Raw genomic sequence first — 15,483 nt, 5'->3', positions numbered from 1 at the left:
GTACGGGCTAGTGGTAAGGTTTATTCTGACTCTTCGGCGGCGCTTTCTCTATCCACCTTGCCGCCCGGCCAATCCTCTAATGCGTCAAGTGTGAATACATCTCCATTGAAGTTAAAGATAGTCACGTCCTGTTGTATTTGCTCAATCGTAAGGTTGGGGGCAGGGCTGTCTCCTTCCTGATAACGCTGACCGTTCAGCGTGATGCTGCGTTTGTCATCTTCCGATGCGTAAACATGCGCGCTGTATCTTAAAGGGGCTAATTCATCACTGGCTAAGGAGGGGAGGACTTTGTTATCTGATCCCACTTGCTGCGCCGGTTTATTTTCATCATGCGCAGTTTCTATATCAGCGTTGGTGACCGTATGCCCGGGTATCTCCGTTTTTACCACGGCGGAGGGGACAACCTGAGTCAACACGGGGGCAGCGAAAGCTTCGTTGTTACGCCAGTGCTGTCCGGAAAACCAGCCTATCGCTATTAACAACAATGCATACACTGGCAGCAGATAGCGGGGTATAAACAGCCCCTTGGCTGGCTGAACGCTGACTTCTGGCTCTACTATCGGTTTATTGTCCACATCCCTGAACCTTTAATTAACGCTGATTTCTACAGCCAGAGGTTTTTTATTGGCGTATCGCCAACGCTGGGCAACGCCAAAGTATCAAGGGTATATCCTGCCCGAAAACTCGGGTCAATAGCATTGTACTGATATTCGGGATTGATGTGACTCAGTTGGTTTAACATCCCGTTTCGGGCCACCTGATGGTGACCCGAAACGAACGTTTTATTTACTGCTTACAGGCAAACCTGTGCCTTGGGCAGTGACTTGTTGTTTGACCAACAAAGCCACCGACCAGGCTGGTACTGTAACGCTGCCCTCTGCGGTAATATTGACGCCGGAGGCGAGTGAGCGGTCTCCCAGGTTTTGTTGGATTGCGCTCAGGGTGAGGTTTTCACCGGTAAAGTCATTAAGCGTTCTGGCTTCTGGCGCAGCGTTGATGATAACGACTAATGCATCGGCTTGTGGATCAAGATCGTTTCCGGCCTGAACTCCGTCATCAATGGTCATCACCAGTAAGCCCAGTTGCTGTTCTGCGCCCGTGTTACGGAAATCGACACGCTTCATCACTTCATGGCCGCTACCCAAGGCAATCAGAGGCGAGGATTGGCGCAATTGCGTGAGTTCCTGATAGAACGAGGTCATCTGCGCGATCTCTGTTTGACCTGGTGTGGCAACAGCATCTTTTACGCTGGCGATCAGCGAATAGTTGTCACCGTCATCGCTGATGCGTGGCATACCAACGTTGAAGTTGTTGTCTTGATAGCTGTAATCCACACGGTTAAACCAGTCCCCAGCATCAAATGAGTCACGGGTAAATGACTTGGAACGCAAGAGTTCTGAGCCTTGTTGATCGAATGCCAGCCCTTGCCCCAACAACGTAGTGGCCAGTGACACCGCCTGCATGCGTACGCGAGTGGTGAGATCGGCTTCACGTGCGGCTTTGTAACTGATCATATCCCATAAGGTTTGGTTGTCGTGTTTGGAAACATAGTTGACCACTTCGGTCGGATCGTTGGCATAGCCCCCAATCGCCCCGTTATAGTCAATTTCGCTGCCTTTCCTGACGGAGCCGTCTTTATCGATCAACAGGAATTCAGCCAGGTTGCCGGCCATGCCCAAACGGGTCAGATCGGCCAGATGGCGCACGGTATCCTCATTTTGCTGGGTTAATTCGTTAGCCAATACTCCGGCGCCGTTACCCAGCCCCTGGTTTTGACGCAAGGCATCACCAGAGTCAAATGGGCCGCCTCCGCGAACAGCATCACGCAGACGATCGGAGAAGGTGCCAATGCCGGTGCCTTTTAACGTGATCTGTGAAGCGATTTCGAAGCGATCTTCCTGACCAGAATTCCAACCTTCACCAAAGAAATAAACGTTGGGGTTCACCGATTTTACTTTCTCCCGGGCAGCCAGGATTTGTGCTTTCGGATGATAGCCCATCAGGTCAAAGCGGAATCCGTCAATCTTGTAGTCTCTGCTCCAGACCACCAGAGAGTCTTCAATCAGTTTGGCAAACATCCGGTGTTCGGGGGCCGAGTCGGAACAGCAGGTGGCCGACTCTACACTGCCCGTAGTTTCATTCAAACGTTGATAATACCAGGGCACGATTTTATCCAGCACCGAGGTACGATCCGTTGGGCCAGCCGCATTGGTATGGTTATAAACCACGTCCATGATGATGTTCATACCCAGTTGCTGTTTGATGGTCTGCACCATGGTACGAAACTCTTTGATGCGGGCAGTGCCTTCGGGATTGGTAGCGTAAGAACCTTCAGGCACCGTATAGTGGAACGGGTCATAACCCCAGTTATAGGAGTCAGTCTGTGCCACATAGCCATTCAATTCCTGCACCTGCGGGTTGTCCTGGCTGTCATTCTGTTTCAGTTCTTCTAGAACATCACCGATGGTGATTGAACTCCCACAGTAGCCAGCAAAACGGCTTTGCTTAACGGCGCTGTTCAGTTCACAAAGCCGACTGAATGGATGGGTGAGATCCGCCACTTTGTCGCTGAACTCATTGACGGTTGCCAGATCGAACACCGGTAACAATTCAATATGGGTTACGCCAGCTTGCCCAAGCTTCCTGAGATGCTGCACCATATTGCTGTCACTGGCAGTCAACGCCAGATATTTACCCCGTACCTGTTCAGGAACGGTCTGATCCCAGGCGGAAAGATCACGGACATGCGACTCATGGATGACCATCTTGGCAATATCAGCCTGGCTGGTCTGCGGGTGTGGCATTGCCAGACCGTCCCAGCCTTCTGGTTTCAACGCGCTGTCATTGAGATCCACGACCTGGCTGTATTCGGAGTTCGTGGAGAGGCTATGGGAGTAAGGGTCGGTGACTTCATACTGCTCCACTTTGCGCGATTGCGGATGATAAACGGTCAGGGCGTAACGATAAAAAGCGTCCTTAAGGTCGTGACTTCCTTGATATGACCAGGCACCGGACTCGTTATCTCTGGTCATCGGATGGCTACCAATGACTTTTTTATCCGCACTGTAGATCACCAGTTCTGCCTGCTGGGCCGTTGGTGCCCAGACACGGAAAGTGACGCCAGAATCGGTCAGCAGAGCACCATACTCCAGGCCTTCCGCTGCGGCTGAGAAACGATCATCGAGAACGCCAGCGGTCTGTACCTGGGTTGCTGAAATAAGAATGCCATCCTGATTGGCGGCCAGGGCGACGGTCTCGCCGCTAAGCAGTTCGTCTACTTTTGCATTATCCGGCAACTTGAAGGCGGCATAATCCGCAAGGTGAGGGAAGCGCGAACCCAGTTCCTGGCTGATGCTGGTCGGTGTCAGAGAAATATAGTTATCGGTAAATTTCCCTTCGCTGTTGGCAGCCACTTTGCCACTGTGGTTATAGTACAGACGTACGATAGGTTTCCCTTCCCCGGCTGGCCACAGCAGGGTGTGTTTATCTACCCAGTGGGCTTCAGCCAGAGCAACCCCAAAGGCCGCGCGGAAAGCTTCGGCACGGGTATCATAAAGCGTACTGCTGCCTGCAAGCGCAGAAACGGTCCTGTCCGGAAAATCACTGAACGATAAACGCATATCCGTATCAATCAGCTTATTGGTGCCATCACGCAGAATGAAGTTGATACACCCTGTGGTTTTGGTCAGTGGTAACACCCAGTACGGGCCATAACTGTCGTTGCCTGTCGGTGTTGTACTGGTGTCATTCCAGTCCCCAGACGGATTATCCAGGGCATCACAGGTATCGTTATTCCACAAAAACAGGTTCTTGGTGCTGTAATCGGCGGCGGAGCCGCTGGTGATACCAGCAATATCGACCAGATGAATGACCGCCTGGTTTTCACCTGCCATGACGGCTTCGCCAGGCATGGCTATGTCAGGCAGGCGTGCAATCGGCTCTTGGTTGTTGGTGTCGGGGCTAACGTCTGAAGAATTATTATTATCACAGCCGCTCAATATGATAAGCGAGCCGAAAAGTAGGGCATTACAGGTATTTTTCAGCATTCTAAATTCCCTATCAGGCTTACATTATAGAAAGTAAAAAATCGTATCAATGTGTAAAGCAGTGGTATTAGATATTGCATGCTGAGGAGGAGCATCCTCCTGCTTTAGGAGGAGGAGGGGCGTAGGTGGCAGGAGGAACCGAAGTTTAGAGGAGGGAGATAAAACAGGTTAAACCGCTTTTATGCTAGCGAGATTAAGAAATAAATGACTATAAAAACAGAAAGATAAATTATTTCGATAAGTAAAAATAATGATTTATTATTGAGGGGAGTATGTATAAAGTAACCACTTCTGAGAGGATGTATTCAGAAACGTAAGGGCTGACAGAGGTACTGAGTTGTAAGGTTTCAGTCATAACCTTACATATTCTCAAACGACAATGCCCCAACGATATGCCCACCGATTGACTGATATCGGTGAACTTCTAGCTGGCGTAAACAGAGAAGCAGGCAAAGGAAGGCAAGATGCGATTTTCTGTATTGTTATCGGTATGCAGAGAGGCTACTGTCAGGCTGTTAACGCCGCGATGGGCTTTATGCGTGCTGTCACTGTTGATTTGCAATCAACTCGCCTTGCTCACCTGGCACGGGCTCCTGCCCCCTGAAATATCCCCTGTACGCTTATCCAAAGCAGACTTCGTACCAGTAACAACCGGCGGTGGAGGTGAGTCTGAACGTTACCGCTTCACCCTCTTTGGTACTTCGGCACCCTCATCTTCCGCCACTGAGCATTCGGTCTCTGAGCAAACCCTGCGTAACGCACCGCTTTCTTCTCTCAAGTTAAACCTGACCGGCATTGTCGCCAGCCCCAGTTCAGAGCGTTCCATCGCCATTATCGCCAAAGATAGCAAACAGTTCAGCCTTGGCGTGGGGGAGAAGGTGCCTGGTTATGACGCCCGAATTGCGTCAATTTTTGCCGATCGTATCGTGATCTCCTATCAGGGGAATTATGAATCGTTGTTGCTGTTTAGCGAGCAACCCGAGGCCGCTAAAAGTGCCAAAAAAACCTCAGCGTTGCAGCTCAAGGCACAGCTGCAAAAGCAGCCGCAAAGCATCCTTAATTACCTGAATATCTCACCGGTGATGGTGGATGACAAACTCATCGGCTATCGACTCAATCCGGGCAAACAAGGGGAGTTATTCCGCAAGGTCGGGCTGCATGAAAACGATCTTGCCATAGCGCTTAATGGCCTGGATCTGCGCGATGCACAGCAGGCTCAACAGGCATTGAAACAGCTTTCAGAACTCAGTGAACTGAATCTTACCGTGGAGCGTGACGGTCAGTTACAGGATATCTATTTGGCTCTTGGAGATGACTAATTGTTAAATACAAAAATAATCAGGAGCTTACGCATTGTGCTACTGGCGGTGATGCTGCTTGGTACTCGGCAGGGCTGGAGTGCCGAGTTTTCTGCCAGCTTCAAGGGCACGGATATTCAGGAGTTTATTAATACGGTCAGCAAGAACCTGAATAAAACGGTGATTATCGATCCTGCCGTGCGCGGTACTATCACCGTACGCAGTTATGACATGCTCAATGAGGAGCAGTATTACCAGTTCTTCCTCAGCGTGCTGGACGTTTATGGCTTTGCCGTGGTGGATATGCGTAACGGCGTGTTGAAAGTGGTGCGTTCCAAGGATGCGAAAACCGCAGCGGTGCCGGTAGCCAGCGATGCCCAGCCGGGCGAGGGTGATGAAGTGGTGACACGTGTCGTGCCGGTCAATAACGTGGCGGCACGCGATCTTGCCCCGTTACTCCGTCAATTGAACGATAACGCCGGGGCTGGCAGTGTTGTGCATTATGAGCCTTCCAACGTATTGCTGATGACCGGGCGTGCGGCGGTGATCAAACGCTTGATGGCGATTGTTGAACGGGTTGACAAGGTAGGCGACCGTAGTGTGGTAACGGTACCGCTGGCCTATGCGTCTGCTGCTGAAGTCGTCAAACTGGTCACCGAATTAACCAAGGATGCCAGCAAATCAGCGATGCCAAGCCTGATGGTAGCCAATCTTGTTGCGGATGAGCGAACCAACTCGGTCCTGGTCAGCGGAGAACCCAACTCCCGCCAGCGGATTATCGCCATGATCAAGCAGCTGGATCGTGAGCAGGCCGTGCAGGGCAATACCAAAGTGATTTACCTGAAGTATGCCAAAGCCACCGATCTGGTTGAGGTGTTGACTGGCGTCAGTACCAGTATTCAAAGTGAGCAACAGAATGCCAAGCCGGCGGAAGCGCTGCGTAAAGACATCACCATCAAAGCCCATGAGCAAACCAATTCACTGATACTGACGGCGGCTCCGGATGTCATGCGAGATCTGGAAAAGGTGATTACTCAGCTGGATATTCGGCGTGCACAGGTGCTGGTGGAGGCGATTATCGCCGAGGTACAAGACGCCGATGGTTTGAACCTGGGGATCCAGTGGGCTAACAAGAATGCCGGAGTGACGCAGTTCACCAATACCGGTTTGCCTATCACCACGGCGATTGCTGGCGCCAATCAATACAATCAGGACGGGACGGTGAACAGTACCCTGGCCAGCGCTCTCAGCAGTTTTAACGGTATTGCTGCCGGTTTTTATCAGGGCAATTGGGCCATGCTACTGACCGCGCTTTCCAGCAGTAGCAAGAATGACATTCTGGCGACACCGAGCATTGTCACGCTTGACAACATGGAGGCGACGTTCAATGTCGGCCAGGAAGTTCCTGTCCTCTCCGGCTCGCAAACGACGTCGGGCGATAATATCTTCAACACGGTGGAGCGTAAAACCGTCGGCATTAAGCTGAAGGTCAAACCTCAGATCAACGAAGGGGACTCAGTGCTGCTGGAGATCGAGCAGGAGGTTTCCAGTGTGGCTGATGCGGCTTCCAGCAGCAGTGCTAATTTGGGGGCGACCTTTAATACCCGCACGGTCAATAACGCGGTGCTGGTAGGCAGCGGCGAAACCGTGGTGGTGGGGGGCTTGCTGGATAAAACCGTCCGCGACAGCACGGACAAGGTTCCGGTGCTGGGGGATATCCCGGTGCTGGGCTATCTGTTCCGCTCCAACAGCAAACAGGTTTCCAAGCGCAACCTGATGCTGTTCATCCGCCCGTCAATCATCCGTGATCGTGATCAGTATCGCCGCGCCTCCTCAGAAAAGTATCAGGCTTTTAATCAGGAACAAGACCAACAGCGTGGCAAACAAGGGAGCGCAGCCACGCTGAACAACGAGGTATTGAAGTTGCCACCCGATCAAAACGGTGCCACTTTCCGCCAGGTTAATGCCGCGATCAGTGCATTCTATTCAACGGGGGGACGATGAATACCCTCCCCGAGGACCTGAGTGAATTACGCCCGCAGTTGCCATTTGCCTATGCGCGCGAACAACGCATTTTGCTGTTGCGGGATCATGCTGGGTGCCGTGTACTCCGTCTGGCGGAAACCACCGCCACAGCATTGCTTGAAGCGCGTAGGGTGGCAGGGTGTGGGCTGACTATCAGTACGGTGTCGGGTGAAGAGTTTGAGAAACAACTGGTGATCAGCTACCAGCGCGATTCGAAAGAGGCGCGACGCATGATGACCGATATCGGCAATGAAATGGATTTTTATACCTTGGCAGAAGAGCTACCCGACAGCGACGACTTGCTGGATGCCGATGATGATGCCCCTATTATCCGCCTGATCAATGCGATGCTGACTGAAGCCATCAAGGATAAAGCATCGGATATCCACATCGAAACCTATGAACGCCATTTGCAGATCCGTTTCCGGGTCGATGGCGTGTTGCGTGAAATTCTGCGCCCTCAGCGGCGGCTGGCCTCTTTATTGATATCGCGCATCAAGGTCATGGCACGGCTGGATATTGCCGAGAAGCGGATCCCCCAGGATGGGCGCATGGCACTGCGAATTGGTGGCCGAGCTATTGATGTGCGGGTTTCGACCTTACCGTCTAATTATGGTGAACGAATTGTTCTGCGTTTACTGGATAAAAACAGCGTCAGTCTGGATCTTGCCGCGCTTGGCATGTCTTCACATAATCGGCGGCAGATCGATGAGCTGATCCAGCGGCCACATGGCATTATCCTCGTCACCGGTCCTACAGGTTCGGGTAAGAGCACCACCCTCTACGCAGCATTGAGCCGCCTCAATGCCAGCGAACGCAATATCATGACGGTCGAAGACCCGATCGAGTATGAACTCGAGGGGATCGGCCAGACGCAGGTAAACCCCAAGGTAGATATGACATTTGCTCGCGGTTTGCGGGCCATTCTGCGTCAGGATCCTGATGTGGTGCTGGTCGGAGAGATCCGCGACAGCGAAACCGCTCAGATTGCGGTTCAGGCATCACTGACAGGGCATCTGGTACTCTCCACGCTGCACACCAACAGCGCGCTGGGGGCCTTATCGCGGCTGCAGGATATGGGCATCGAGCCTTTTTTGCTTTCCACCTCATTACTGGCCGTGCTGGCACAGCGACTGGTTCGTACCCTCTGCCCCGATTGTCGCCAAACGTACGCCGCCGATCCGGTCCTGGCCGATCAGATGGGGATTTTACCCGGAACCCCATTATGGCAGCCGAAAGGATGCTCACAGTGTAATTTTACCGGTTACCGTGGGCGTACTGGTATTCATGAGCTGCTGCTGATTGATGACCGAGTGCGTACGGCGATCCACCAGGGAGAGAGTGAATTCACGATTGCTCGTCAATTACGTCATGAATACAAAACATTGCGCCAGGGGGGATTGGAAAAAGTGTTGGCGGGCGAGACCAGTTGGGAAGAGGTGATCCGCGTGACCGAAAGCCAGTCTCAGGAAGAGGGATGACATGGCCCTATTCCATTATCAAGCGTTAGACGAGCGCGGCAAAAAACGGCGGGGAGTGCAGGAAGCGGATTCAGCCCGCCACGCCCGTCAACTTTTACGGGAACAGGGGTTGGTCCCTGTAAGCCTGGACGAAGGGCAGGATGAGCGCCAGCAGGCGCAAAGCGGGCGGCGTCTTTCATGGGGGCGGGGGATTAGCAGTGCCGATCTGGCGTTGTTGACTCGTCAGCTTGCGACCTTGGTTGCCGCTTCCTTACCCTTGGAGGAGGCGCTTGATGCCGTGGCAAAACAGAGTGAAAAACCCCGTCAGCGCAGCCTGATGGCCGCAGTGCGCACCAAAGTACTGGAGGGGCATTCCTTGGCGGAGGCCATGAGCGGTTATCCCACCAGTTTTGAGCGGCTGTACTGCGCGATGGTGGCCGCAGGTGAAGCCTCTGGTCATCTGGATCTGGTTCTGAACCGGTTGGCGGATTACACCGAGCAGCGCCAGCAAATGCGAGCTCGTATCCTGCAGGCGATGATCTACCCCTGCGTGCTGACGGTGGTAGCCATCAGCGTGATCGCCATTTTACTTTCCGCCGTGGTGCCCAAGGTGGTGGAACAGTTTATTCACATGAAGCAGGCACTTCCGCTATCAACGCGTGTGCTGATGGGGCTGAGTGACGGAGTTCGAGCCTTTGGCCCTTGGGTGCTGCTGCTGATGTTATTGGCGCCGATGCTGATGCGTCTGTTGCTGCGCCAAGAAGCGCGGCGCATTGCTTTCCATCGGCAGTTGCTGCGCCTCCCGGTGATCGGACGCATCGCAAGAGGGCTCAATACCGCCCGTTACGCCAGAACGCTGAGCATCCTCAATGCCAGCGCAGTGCCATTGCTACAAGCGATGCGCATCAGCGGAGAGGTATTAACCAATGAATATGCGCGCCGCCAGTTGTCACTGGCAACGGAATCGGTGCGTGAGGGGGTGAGCCTGCATCGGGCTCTGGAAATCACTGCACTGTTTCCCCCGATGATGCGGCACATGATCGCCAGCGGTGAACGTAGTGGGGAACTGGACAGCATGCTGGAACGTGCGGCAGACAACCAGGATCGGGAGTTTACTGCCCAAATGCAGTTGGCATTGGGGCTTTTTGAGCCCTTGTTGGTGGTGAGTATGGCGGGCGTGGTGCTGTTTATCGTTTTGGCGATCCTGCAGCCAATCCTGCAATTAAATACCTTGATGAGTATGTAAATTCAATCTGCAAATAACGGAGAGAAAAATGCGGCAACAGCGTCAGCGAGGTTTTACCCTGCTGGAAATTATGGTGGTGATTGTGATCCTGGGCATCCTGGCGAGTCTGGTAGTGCCTAATCTGATGGGAAATAAAGAGAAGGCGGACCATCAGAAGGTCGTCAGCGATATTGTCGCGCTGGAGAGCGCGTTGGATATGTACAAGCTGGATAACAGTCGATATCCCACCACCGAACAAGGGTTGCAGGCACTGGTGACCAAGCCCTCGGCACAACCAGAACCGCGCAGTTATCCCCAAGGTGGCTATATTCGCCGTTTGCCGCAGGACCCTTGGGGGGCAGACTATCAGTTGCTTAGCCCGGGCCAACACGGTCAGTTAGACGTTTTCTCTTATGGGCCCGATGGCATACCGGACACCGAGGATGATATCGGTAACTGGACTATCGGTAAGAAGTAGTGCGCCAACGCGGCTTTACGTTGTTGGAAATGATGCTGGTTGTGCTGCTGATCGGGAGTGCTGCCAGCTTGGTGATCATGTCATTTCCGGCCATGCAACAAAATAACCCGCAGCTACAGCTGAAACGTTTTCAGGCTCAGTTGGCGTTTGCCATGGATGCCGCGGTGCAAAATGACCAGTTGCTGGGGATCCGGGTTCGACCTGACGGCTGGCAATTCCAAATGCTACAGCGTCAGGCCGCTGAAAAACGCGGGGCAGTATCTGGCTCGGATAGTTGGCAAGGTTACGCCTGGCAGAATTGGCAACCCCGTCAGGCGGCGTTAGGAAGCCAAATGCCTGATGATATCCGGCTCAAGCTGCATTTCCCCGATCGGCAGGAGTGGCCGCGTGCTGCGGAGTCGGCACCGGAACCCGATATTCTGCTGTTACCTGGCGGGGAGGTTACACCGTTTGAGCTGGTGTTCAGTGAGGCCGGTAGCCAACCATTGGTATGGCTGCGGGTAGACGCAGCAGGCGCGATCGATTCGTCAGCAAACGGAGCAGCGCAATGAGCACCCAAAGAGGGATGACGTTGCTCGAAGTGCTGGTGGCACTGATCGTTTTCGCCTTGGCGGGGTTAGCCGTGCTGCAGACCACGGCACAGCAGGCTGGCAGCATTGGCCGTATGGAGGAAAAAATACTGGCAAGTTGGTTGGCGGATAATCAACAGGTCAGGTTACACCTTGATAAAACCTGGCCGGAAAAACGCTGGATCGGCACCACGGTGACCTATGCTGGCGAGGAATGGTCTGTACGCTGGCAGGGAGTTGATACCGAACTGGGTCAATTACGGGCACTGGATGTTGAGGTGCGGCGTCATAAAGAAGACGCTGCGCCAGTGGTTTCTTTACGCAGCTACGTGGTGCGGGAATGAATTGTCGTAGCCAGCGGGGCTTCACGTTGCTTGAGATGCTGTTGGCATTGGCGATTTTTGCTGCGTTGAGCATCAGCGCCTTCCAGGTGTTGCAGGGGGTGATGCGCAATGATGAGATTTCGCAGCGCAAAGCACAGCGGTTGGCCGAGCTTCAACGTGCTTTTATACAGCTGGAAGGGGATTTCGGTCAGATTATCCCTCGCCATCACAGAGGGAATGAACGCGTGTTTTCCGCGGCGCGCTATCAATTACAAAGTGAGGACTGGGGCGTCTCTTTCATGCGCAACGGTTGGCAAAACCCGATGGGGATGTTGCCCCGCGCCGAGTTACAACCGGTGGGATATCGTCTGCGCCATCAGCAGTTAGAGCGGTTGAGCTATGCCCATGCGGATCCGCTCGTTGGGGAAGAGCCGGTGGTCAAGGTCTTGCTCAATGAGGTCAGTGTCTTTCGTCTGCGCTTTTTTGCCGAGGGGACGTGGCGGGAAAGTTGGGACAACGCGTCGGTTTTACCGCAGGGGATTGAAGTGACATTAGTGGTTGCTGGCGTGGGTGAATTGACCCGTCTGTTTTTGATCACGGCGGTGGGGCAAGAATGAGGGCGCGGCAAAAGGGCGTTGCCCTGCTGGTGGTGTTGCTGATCCTGGCGCTGATGGTGACGATTGCTGCGACCATTGCCGAGCGAAACGGGCGCACCTATCTGCGCACAGCGGCTCATTTGGATCGCCAGCAGGCAAAATGGTATGCCCGCTCGGCAGAGGCACTGGCGGTGAAAATTTTGCAACGAGACGCGCTGGACTCACCGAATAAAACGCATTTGGCGCAAAACTGGGCGCAAGAACAGCGCCGTTTCCCCGTTGAAGGCGGGGAGGTGTTCGGGCAGATTGTTGATGGCCAGGCCTGCTTTAATCTCAATGCCATTAACCAAGGGGCAACTACTGAAGGCATGCAGCCGACATTGCCTTACCCTCCCCAGGTTTTTAGACAGCTGTTAATCAACCTGGGGGAAGATCCCCTGCGTGCGACGCAGATAGCTGCGGCACTGCGTGACTGGATAGACAGTGATAGCGAGCCAGGCATTGATGGGGCTGAAGATGAGGTCTATATGGCCCAGGCGGTGGCTTACTTGCCCGCCAATCAACCCATGCAGGATGTCAGCGAGTTGCGCACCGTCTCTGGGGTTGATGCCAGCCTTTATCGGCGTCTTTTGCCTTACGTTTGCGCGCTGCCAACACAGACGCTGTTGGTAAACGTTAATACCCTGAGTGAGTCTCAAGGGCCATTACTGGCGGCGCTATTTCTCAAGGAGCTTGATTCAGCCATGGCGACTCGATTGTTACAACAGCGTCCACGTGAAGGGTGGAGCAGTACGACGGCATTTTTGGCACAGGTTGCCCTTAAGGACATCGACACCTCAATGGTCAGATCGCTGTTGACGATAAAGAGTGAGCTGTTTTTAGCCAGTTTCACCGTGCTGATGGGGGAGACTCACTATAGCCAGCGCAGCCTGTTGCGCAAAGCGGGTAACAGTTTCCAGGTAGTACAGCGGCAATATGGATTAAGCATGAGGGTGGAGCCTTGATGCCTAACAGAAAGCCCCGTGAGCAAGCCAGGTTGATATTGCGCTTACCCAGCGATGAAACGCAGCCAGTGTTGTGGTATTTCGCTTCAGCAGAGGGTCATCAGCAAGGTAGTTTGGCTATGGGAGAGAGCGATGACCAATTGGTGAGCCTGCTTGCCAGATATCCTGCCTGGGTATTGGTGCCTGCGAGCGAGTTGGTTTTCCATCGTGTGACGCTGCCTCGTCGTGCCAGGCGCCAGCGTCTGCAAGTGCTGCCGTTTATGCTGGAGGAGCAACTGGCAACGGATGTGGAACGGCTGCATTTTGCCATTTTGCAGCAAAGTGGTGATGTGTGTGACGTTGCGGTAGTTGATAAAAGCCTTATGCATCAGTGGATAGCCCGTTGTGAACGTCTGGGGGTGCAGGTGCAGGCAATGTTGCCAGATGTGCTGGCGTTACCCTTGGCCGCCGACGGTTGGAGTGCGGTCAGTCTCAATGATCAATGGCTGTTTCGCCGGGAAAAGCATGCCGGCATGATTGTTGAATCCTCCTGGTTATCGGAGTTTTTGGCCGTGTGGGCACCGCCGGTAATTGAAAGCTACTCCGCACCACCAGCTTTAACCGCTACCCCTCCGGAATGGTGTGTTCAACCACCGCGGGATTTACTGCAACTGGCGGCAGAAGGCGTGCACGATAGCGGAGCCGATCTGCGCCAGGGCGAATTCACACGCTCGAGCCCCTGGCGTGCACGATTACGCCCCTGGCGAACCGTGATGATGGCATTAACGGGGTATTTACTGCTGCTGTGTGTGAGCGCCGGGCTATCTCATTACCGGCTTTGGCAACAGGCTGAACATTGGCGGCAGGAAAGTGTGCGGGTCTACCAACAGCTGTTTCCGGCTGATAAAAAGGTGGTTAACCCGCGCGTGCAGATGCAGCAACACTTGCAGCAATTACAGCCTATCGAGCAAACCGGTGTGGTCGCACAGATGCGCCAATTGCAACAGCTGATGGCGGAGAACTCGGCAATCCGGTTCCAGGCGCTGTCTTATGACGCTGGCCGTAAAGAACTGAACGTCGATATACAGGCGGCCTCTTTTCAGGCGTTGGAACAGTTTCAGGTTGCTGCCGGGCAGCGTTATCAGGTGCAACCTGGCGAAATCAAGCAGAATCCAACTGGGGTAGAGGGCCGACTGACTCTGGGGATAAAGGATGAATGAACTCAAGCACCGCTGGCTACAGCTCAGCCTTCGGGAACGAGGATTGGTATTAGGCTGTGGTGTATTGGTTATCGTGAGCTTGTGCTACTACGCACTGTGGCTGCCCTGGCAACAACAGGCTAGCCAATGGCAGCGTACTATCGCCCGTGAACAAAACACGGTGGAATGGATGTTGCAACAGGCTCCGCGCTTGCGCCAGCAGGGGATGCAACCCATACAGGAGCCCCCCCTAAGCTTGTCGGCTAGGGTGGCACAGAGTGCTGCAGCTCAAAATATGAACATTACCCGCATGCAGCCTCAGGGAGAGCGGCTGGCGGTCACGCTGGAACCTGGCGATTTTAATGCCCTGATGCTTTGGATCACACAGTTGGAAAAGCGCTATAGCGTTCGCATTGTGGCGCTTGAGGTGGCGATGCGTCCCGATAAACCCGGATGGGTGACGGTAAACAAACTGATGCTGGAGCGCAGCGATGGGCGCTAAAGCCAAAAAAGCCGTGCTTTTGTTGGCTTGTTATCTCCTATTACTGGGAGGCCACGCGCCGGCACGAGTAATACAAGCTTTTATACCCGCAGATATGAAGGTCGGTGGCTTTTCAGGTTCCCTGTGGCAGGGCAGTTTGCACCAGTTAAGCTGGCGTAACGTTATGCTGGCAAAAGTGAACTGGCAGTTCACTTTCTCCTCTTGGATACCAGCCTTAGAGATTGAGTTAAGGGATCCGCAAGGCTTGCAGGGAGCCGGTATCCTGCGTGGTTGGCAAGATCTGCAACTGCATGAGTGGCAACTCTCTGTTCCTGCAGATGTTGTGCGGCAACAGTTGTCGTTGCCTTTGCCGATCACCGCCCAGGGAGAGCTGCGACTGCGGTTGCAACAAGGAGAGTTCAGTTCCGCGGGTTGCCGGAGTCTTGCCGGAGGTGTTGTCAACTGGCAGCACGCACAGCTTGCGACCCCGTTGGGGGCGTTGGAGCTGGCCAACGTGCAAGGCCAATTGAGCTGTGATGGAAAAGGGGCTCTGGTGTTGGTGTTGAAACAAGACTCCTCTCATCTGAGCCTGACGGGGCGTGGCACCGTCGGATTTGACGGGCGCTATCAGTTCAACGGTCAGGTGCGCCGAGGGCCGATATTACCGGAGACGATGAGGCCACTGATAAATCAGTTAGGCAGGGCCAACGATCAGGGGCAGATACCCTGGCAGGTTCAGGGGCGGTTGCTTTAAACGGCACTAGGCGGTCTTAAAAGGGTTGGGTAGGTACTTGGCTGAC

Annotated in this window: 14 protein-coding genes; 12 read left to right on the top strand and 2 right to left on the bottom strand. The window is 53.8% G+C overall.

The window, feature by feature from the left end; genetic code table 11:
• Positions 1–20: 20 nt before the first annotated feature.
• Both gspB and pulA read right to left on the bottom strand, forming a co-directional pair.
• Complete coding sequence (gene gspB / locus WN53_RS25290; RefSeq protein ID WP_024485901.1) at positions 21–575, bottom strand: type II secretion system assembly factor GspB; 555 nt, start codon at positions 573–575, stop codon at positions 21–23.
• Positions 576–782: 207 nt separating this feature from the next.
• Positions 783–4,046 (bottom strand): pullulanase-type alpha-1,6-glucosidase, encoded by a 3,264-nt coding sequence (gene pulA, locus WN53_RS25285; protein WP_046808372.1) that lies wholly within the window; start codon positions 4,044–4,046, stop codon positions 783–785.
• 464 nt (positions 4,047–4,510) lie between these two features.
• On the opposite strand from pulA, the gene gspC reads away from it, so the two are divergent.
• Genes gspC through WN53_RS25225 form a run of 12 tightly spaced genes read left to right on the top strand, consistent with a single transcriptional unit; the run spans position 4,511 to position 15,437 of the window.
• On the top strand, positions 4,511–5,365 hold the full coding sequence (gspC, locus tag WN53_RS25280) for a type II secretion system protein GspC (RefSeq protein WP_037412913.1): 855 nt from the start codon (positions 4,511–4,513) through the stop codon (positions 5,363–5,365).
• A gap of 18 nt (positions 5,366–5,383) precedes the next feature.
• Positions 5,384–7,348: a type II secretion system secretin GspD gene (gene gspD / locus WN53_RS25275; RefSeq protein ID WP_024485903.1), complete on the top strand. Its 1,965-nt coding sequence runs from the start codon at positions 5,384–5,386 to the stop codon at positions 7,346–7,348.
• On the top strand, positions 7,345–8,850 hold the full coding sequence (gene gspE, locus WN53_RS25270; RefSeq protein ID WP_024485904.1) for a type II secretion system ATPase GspE: 1,506 nt from the start codon (positions 7,345–7,347) through the stop codon (positions 8,848–8,850). Before gspD ends, gspE begins: the two co-directional genes overlap by 4 nt.
• Before the next feature lies 1 nt (position 8,851).
• On the top strand, positions 8,852–10,075 hold the full coding sequence (gspF, locus tag WN53_RS25265; protein WP_024485905.1) for a type II secretion system inner membrane protein GspF: 1,224 nt from the start codon (positions 8,852–8,854) through the stop codon (positions 10,073–10,075).
• A 28-nt stretch (positions 10,076–10,103) separates the two neighbouring features.
• Positions 10,104–10,532 (top strand): type II secretion system major pseudopilin GspG, encoded by a 429-nt coding sequence (gene gspG / locus WN53_RS25260; protein ID WP_024530061.1) that lies wholly within the window; start codon positions 10,104–10,106, stop codon positions 10,530–10,532.
• Positions 10,532–11,083 carry a type II secretion system minor pseudopilin GspH gene (gene gspH / locus WN53_RS25255; RefSeq protein WP_024486640.1) on the top strand — a complete coding sequence of 184 codons (552 nt, stop codon included), beginning with the start codon at positions 10,532–10,534 and terminating at the stop codon, positions 11,081–11,083. Before gspG ends, gspH begins: the two co-directional genes overlap by 1 nt.
• The gene (gspI, locus tag WN53_RS25250) at positions 11,080–11,445 is read left to right on the top strand and encodes a type II secretion system minor pseudopilin GspI (protein ID WP_024486641.1); all 366 of its coding nucleotides are present in this window, start codon (positions 11,080–11,082) and stop codon (positions 11,443–11,445) included. Before gspH ends, gspI begins: the two co-directional genes overlap by 4 nt.
• Positions 11,442–12,041: a type II secretion system minor pseudopilin GspJ gene (gene gspJ / locus WN53_RS25245; protein WP_024486642.1), complete on the top strand. Its 600-nt coding sequence runs from the start codon at positions 11,442–11,444 to the stop codon at positions 12,039–12,041. The genes gspI and gspJ overlap by 4 nt, the downstream gene beginning before the upstream one ends.
• Positions 12,038–13,024: a type II secretion system minor pseudopilin GspK gene (gene gspK / locus WN53_RS25240; protein ID WP_024486643.1), complete on the top strand. Its 987-nt coding sequence runs from the start codon at positions 12,038–12,040 to the stop codon at positions 13,022–13,024. Before gspJ ends, gspK begins: the two co-directional genes overlap by 4 nt.
• Entirely contained in the window at positions 13,024–14,223 is a 1,200-nt protein-coding gene (gspL, locus tag WN53_RS25235) for a type II secretion system protein GspL (protein ID WP_037413352.1), read from the top strand. Before gspK ends, gspL begins: the two co-directional genes overlap by 1 nt.
• Positions 14,216–14,704, top strand: a complete 489-nt coding sequence (gene gspM, locus WN53_RS25230; RefSeq protein WP_024486645.1) for a type II secretion system protein GspM — start codon at positions 14,216–14,218, stop codon at positions 14,702–14,704. The genes gspL and gspM overlap by 8 nt, the downstream gene beginning before the upstream one ends.
• A complete protein-coding gene (locus tag WN53_RS25225; RefSeq protein ID WP_024486646.1) occupies positions 14,694–15,437 on the top strand; it encodes a type II secretion system protein N in 744 nt (247 codons plus the stop codon). The genes gspM and WN53_RS25225 overlap by 11 nt, the downstream gene beginning before the upstream one ends.
• The last annotated feature ends 46 nt before the right edge of the window (positions 15,438–15,483 follow it).

The sequence above is a fragment of the Serratia fonticola genome, assembly GCF_001006005.1.
Lineage (GTDB): Bacteria > Pseudomonadota > Gammaproteobacteria > Enterobacterales > Enterobacteriaceae > Chania > Chania fonticola.
This window is presented reverse-complemented; position numbering and strand designations above follow the sequence as displayed.

Excerpts from the sequence above, each read along its gene's own strand:
- pulA (WP_046808372.1), bottom strand. The coding sequence starts at position 4,046 with ATGCTGAAAAATACCTGTAATGCCCTACTTTTCGGCTCGCTTATCATA.
- gspC (WP_037412913.1), top strand. The coding sequence starts at position 4,511 with ATGCGATTTTCTGTATTGTTATCGGTATGCAGAGAGGCTACTGTCAGG.
- gspE (WP_024485904.1), top strand. The coding sequence starts at position 7,345 with ATGAATACCCTCCCCGAGGACCTGAGTGAATTACGCCCGCAGTTGCCA.
- gspF (WP_024485905.1), top strand. The coding sequence starts at position 8,852 with ATGGCCCTATTCCATTATCAAGCGTTAGACGAGCGCGGCAAAAAACGG.
- gspG (WP_024530061.1), top strand. The coding sequence starts at position 10,104 with ATGCGGCAACAGCGTCAGCGAGGTTTTACCCTGCTGGAAATTATGGTG.
- gspI (WP_024486641.1), top strand. The coding sequence starts at position 11,080 with ATGAGCACCCAAAGAGGGATGACGTTGCTCGAAGTGCTGGTGGCACTG.
- gspJ (WP_024486642.1), top strand. The coding sequence starts at position 11,442 with ATGAATTGTCGTAGCCAGCGGGGCTTCACGTTGCTTGAGATGCTGTTG.
- gspK (WP_024486643.1), top strand. The coding sequence starts at position 12,038 with ATGAGGGCGCGGCAAAAGGGCGTTGCCCTGCTGGTGGTGTTGCTGATC.
- gspL (WP_037413352.1), top strand. The coding sequence starts at position 13,024 with ATGCCTAACAGAAAGCCCCGTGAGCAAGCCAGGTTGATATTGCGCTTA.
- gspM (WP_024486645.1), top strand. The coding sequence starts at position 14,216 with ATGAATGAACTCAAGCACCGCTGGCTACAGCTCAGCCTTCGGGAACGA.
- WN53_RS25225 (WP_024486646.1), top strand. The coding sequence starts at position 14,694 with ATGGGCGCTAAAGCCAAAAAAGCCGTGCTTTTGTTGGCTTGTTATCTC.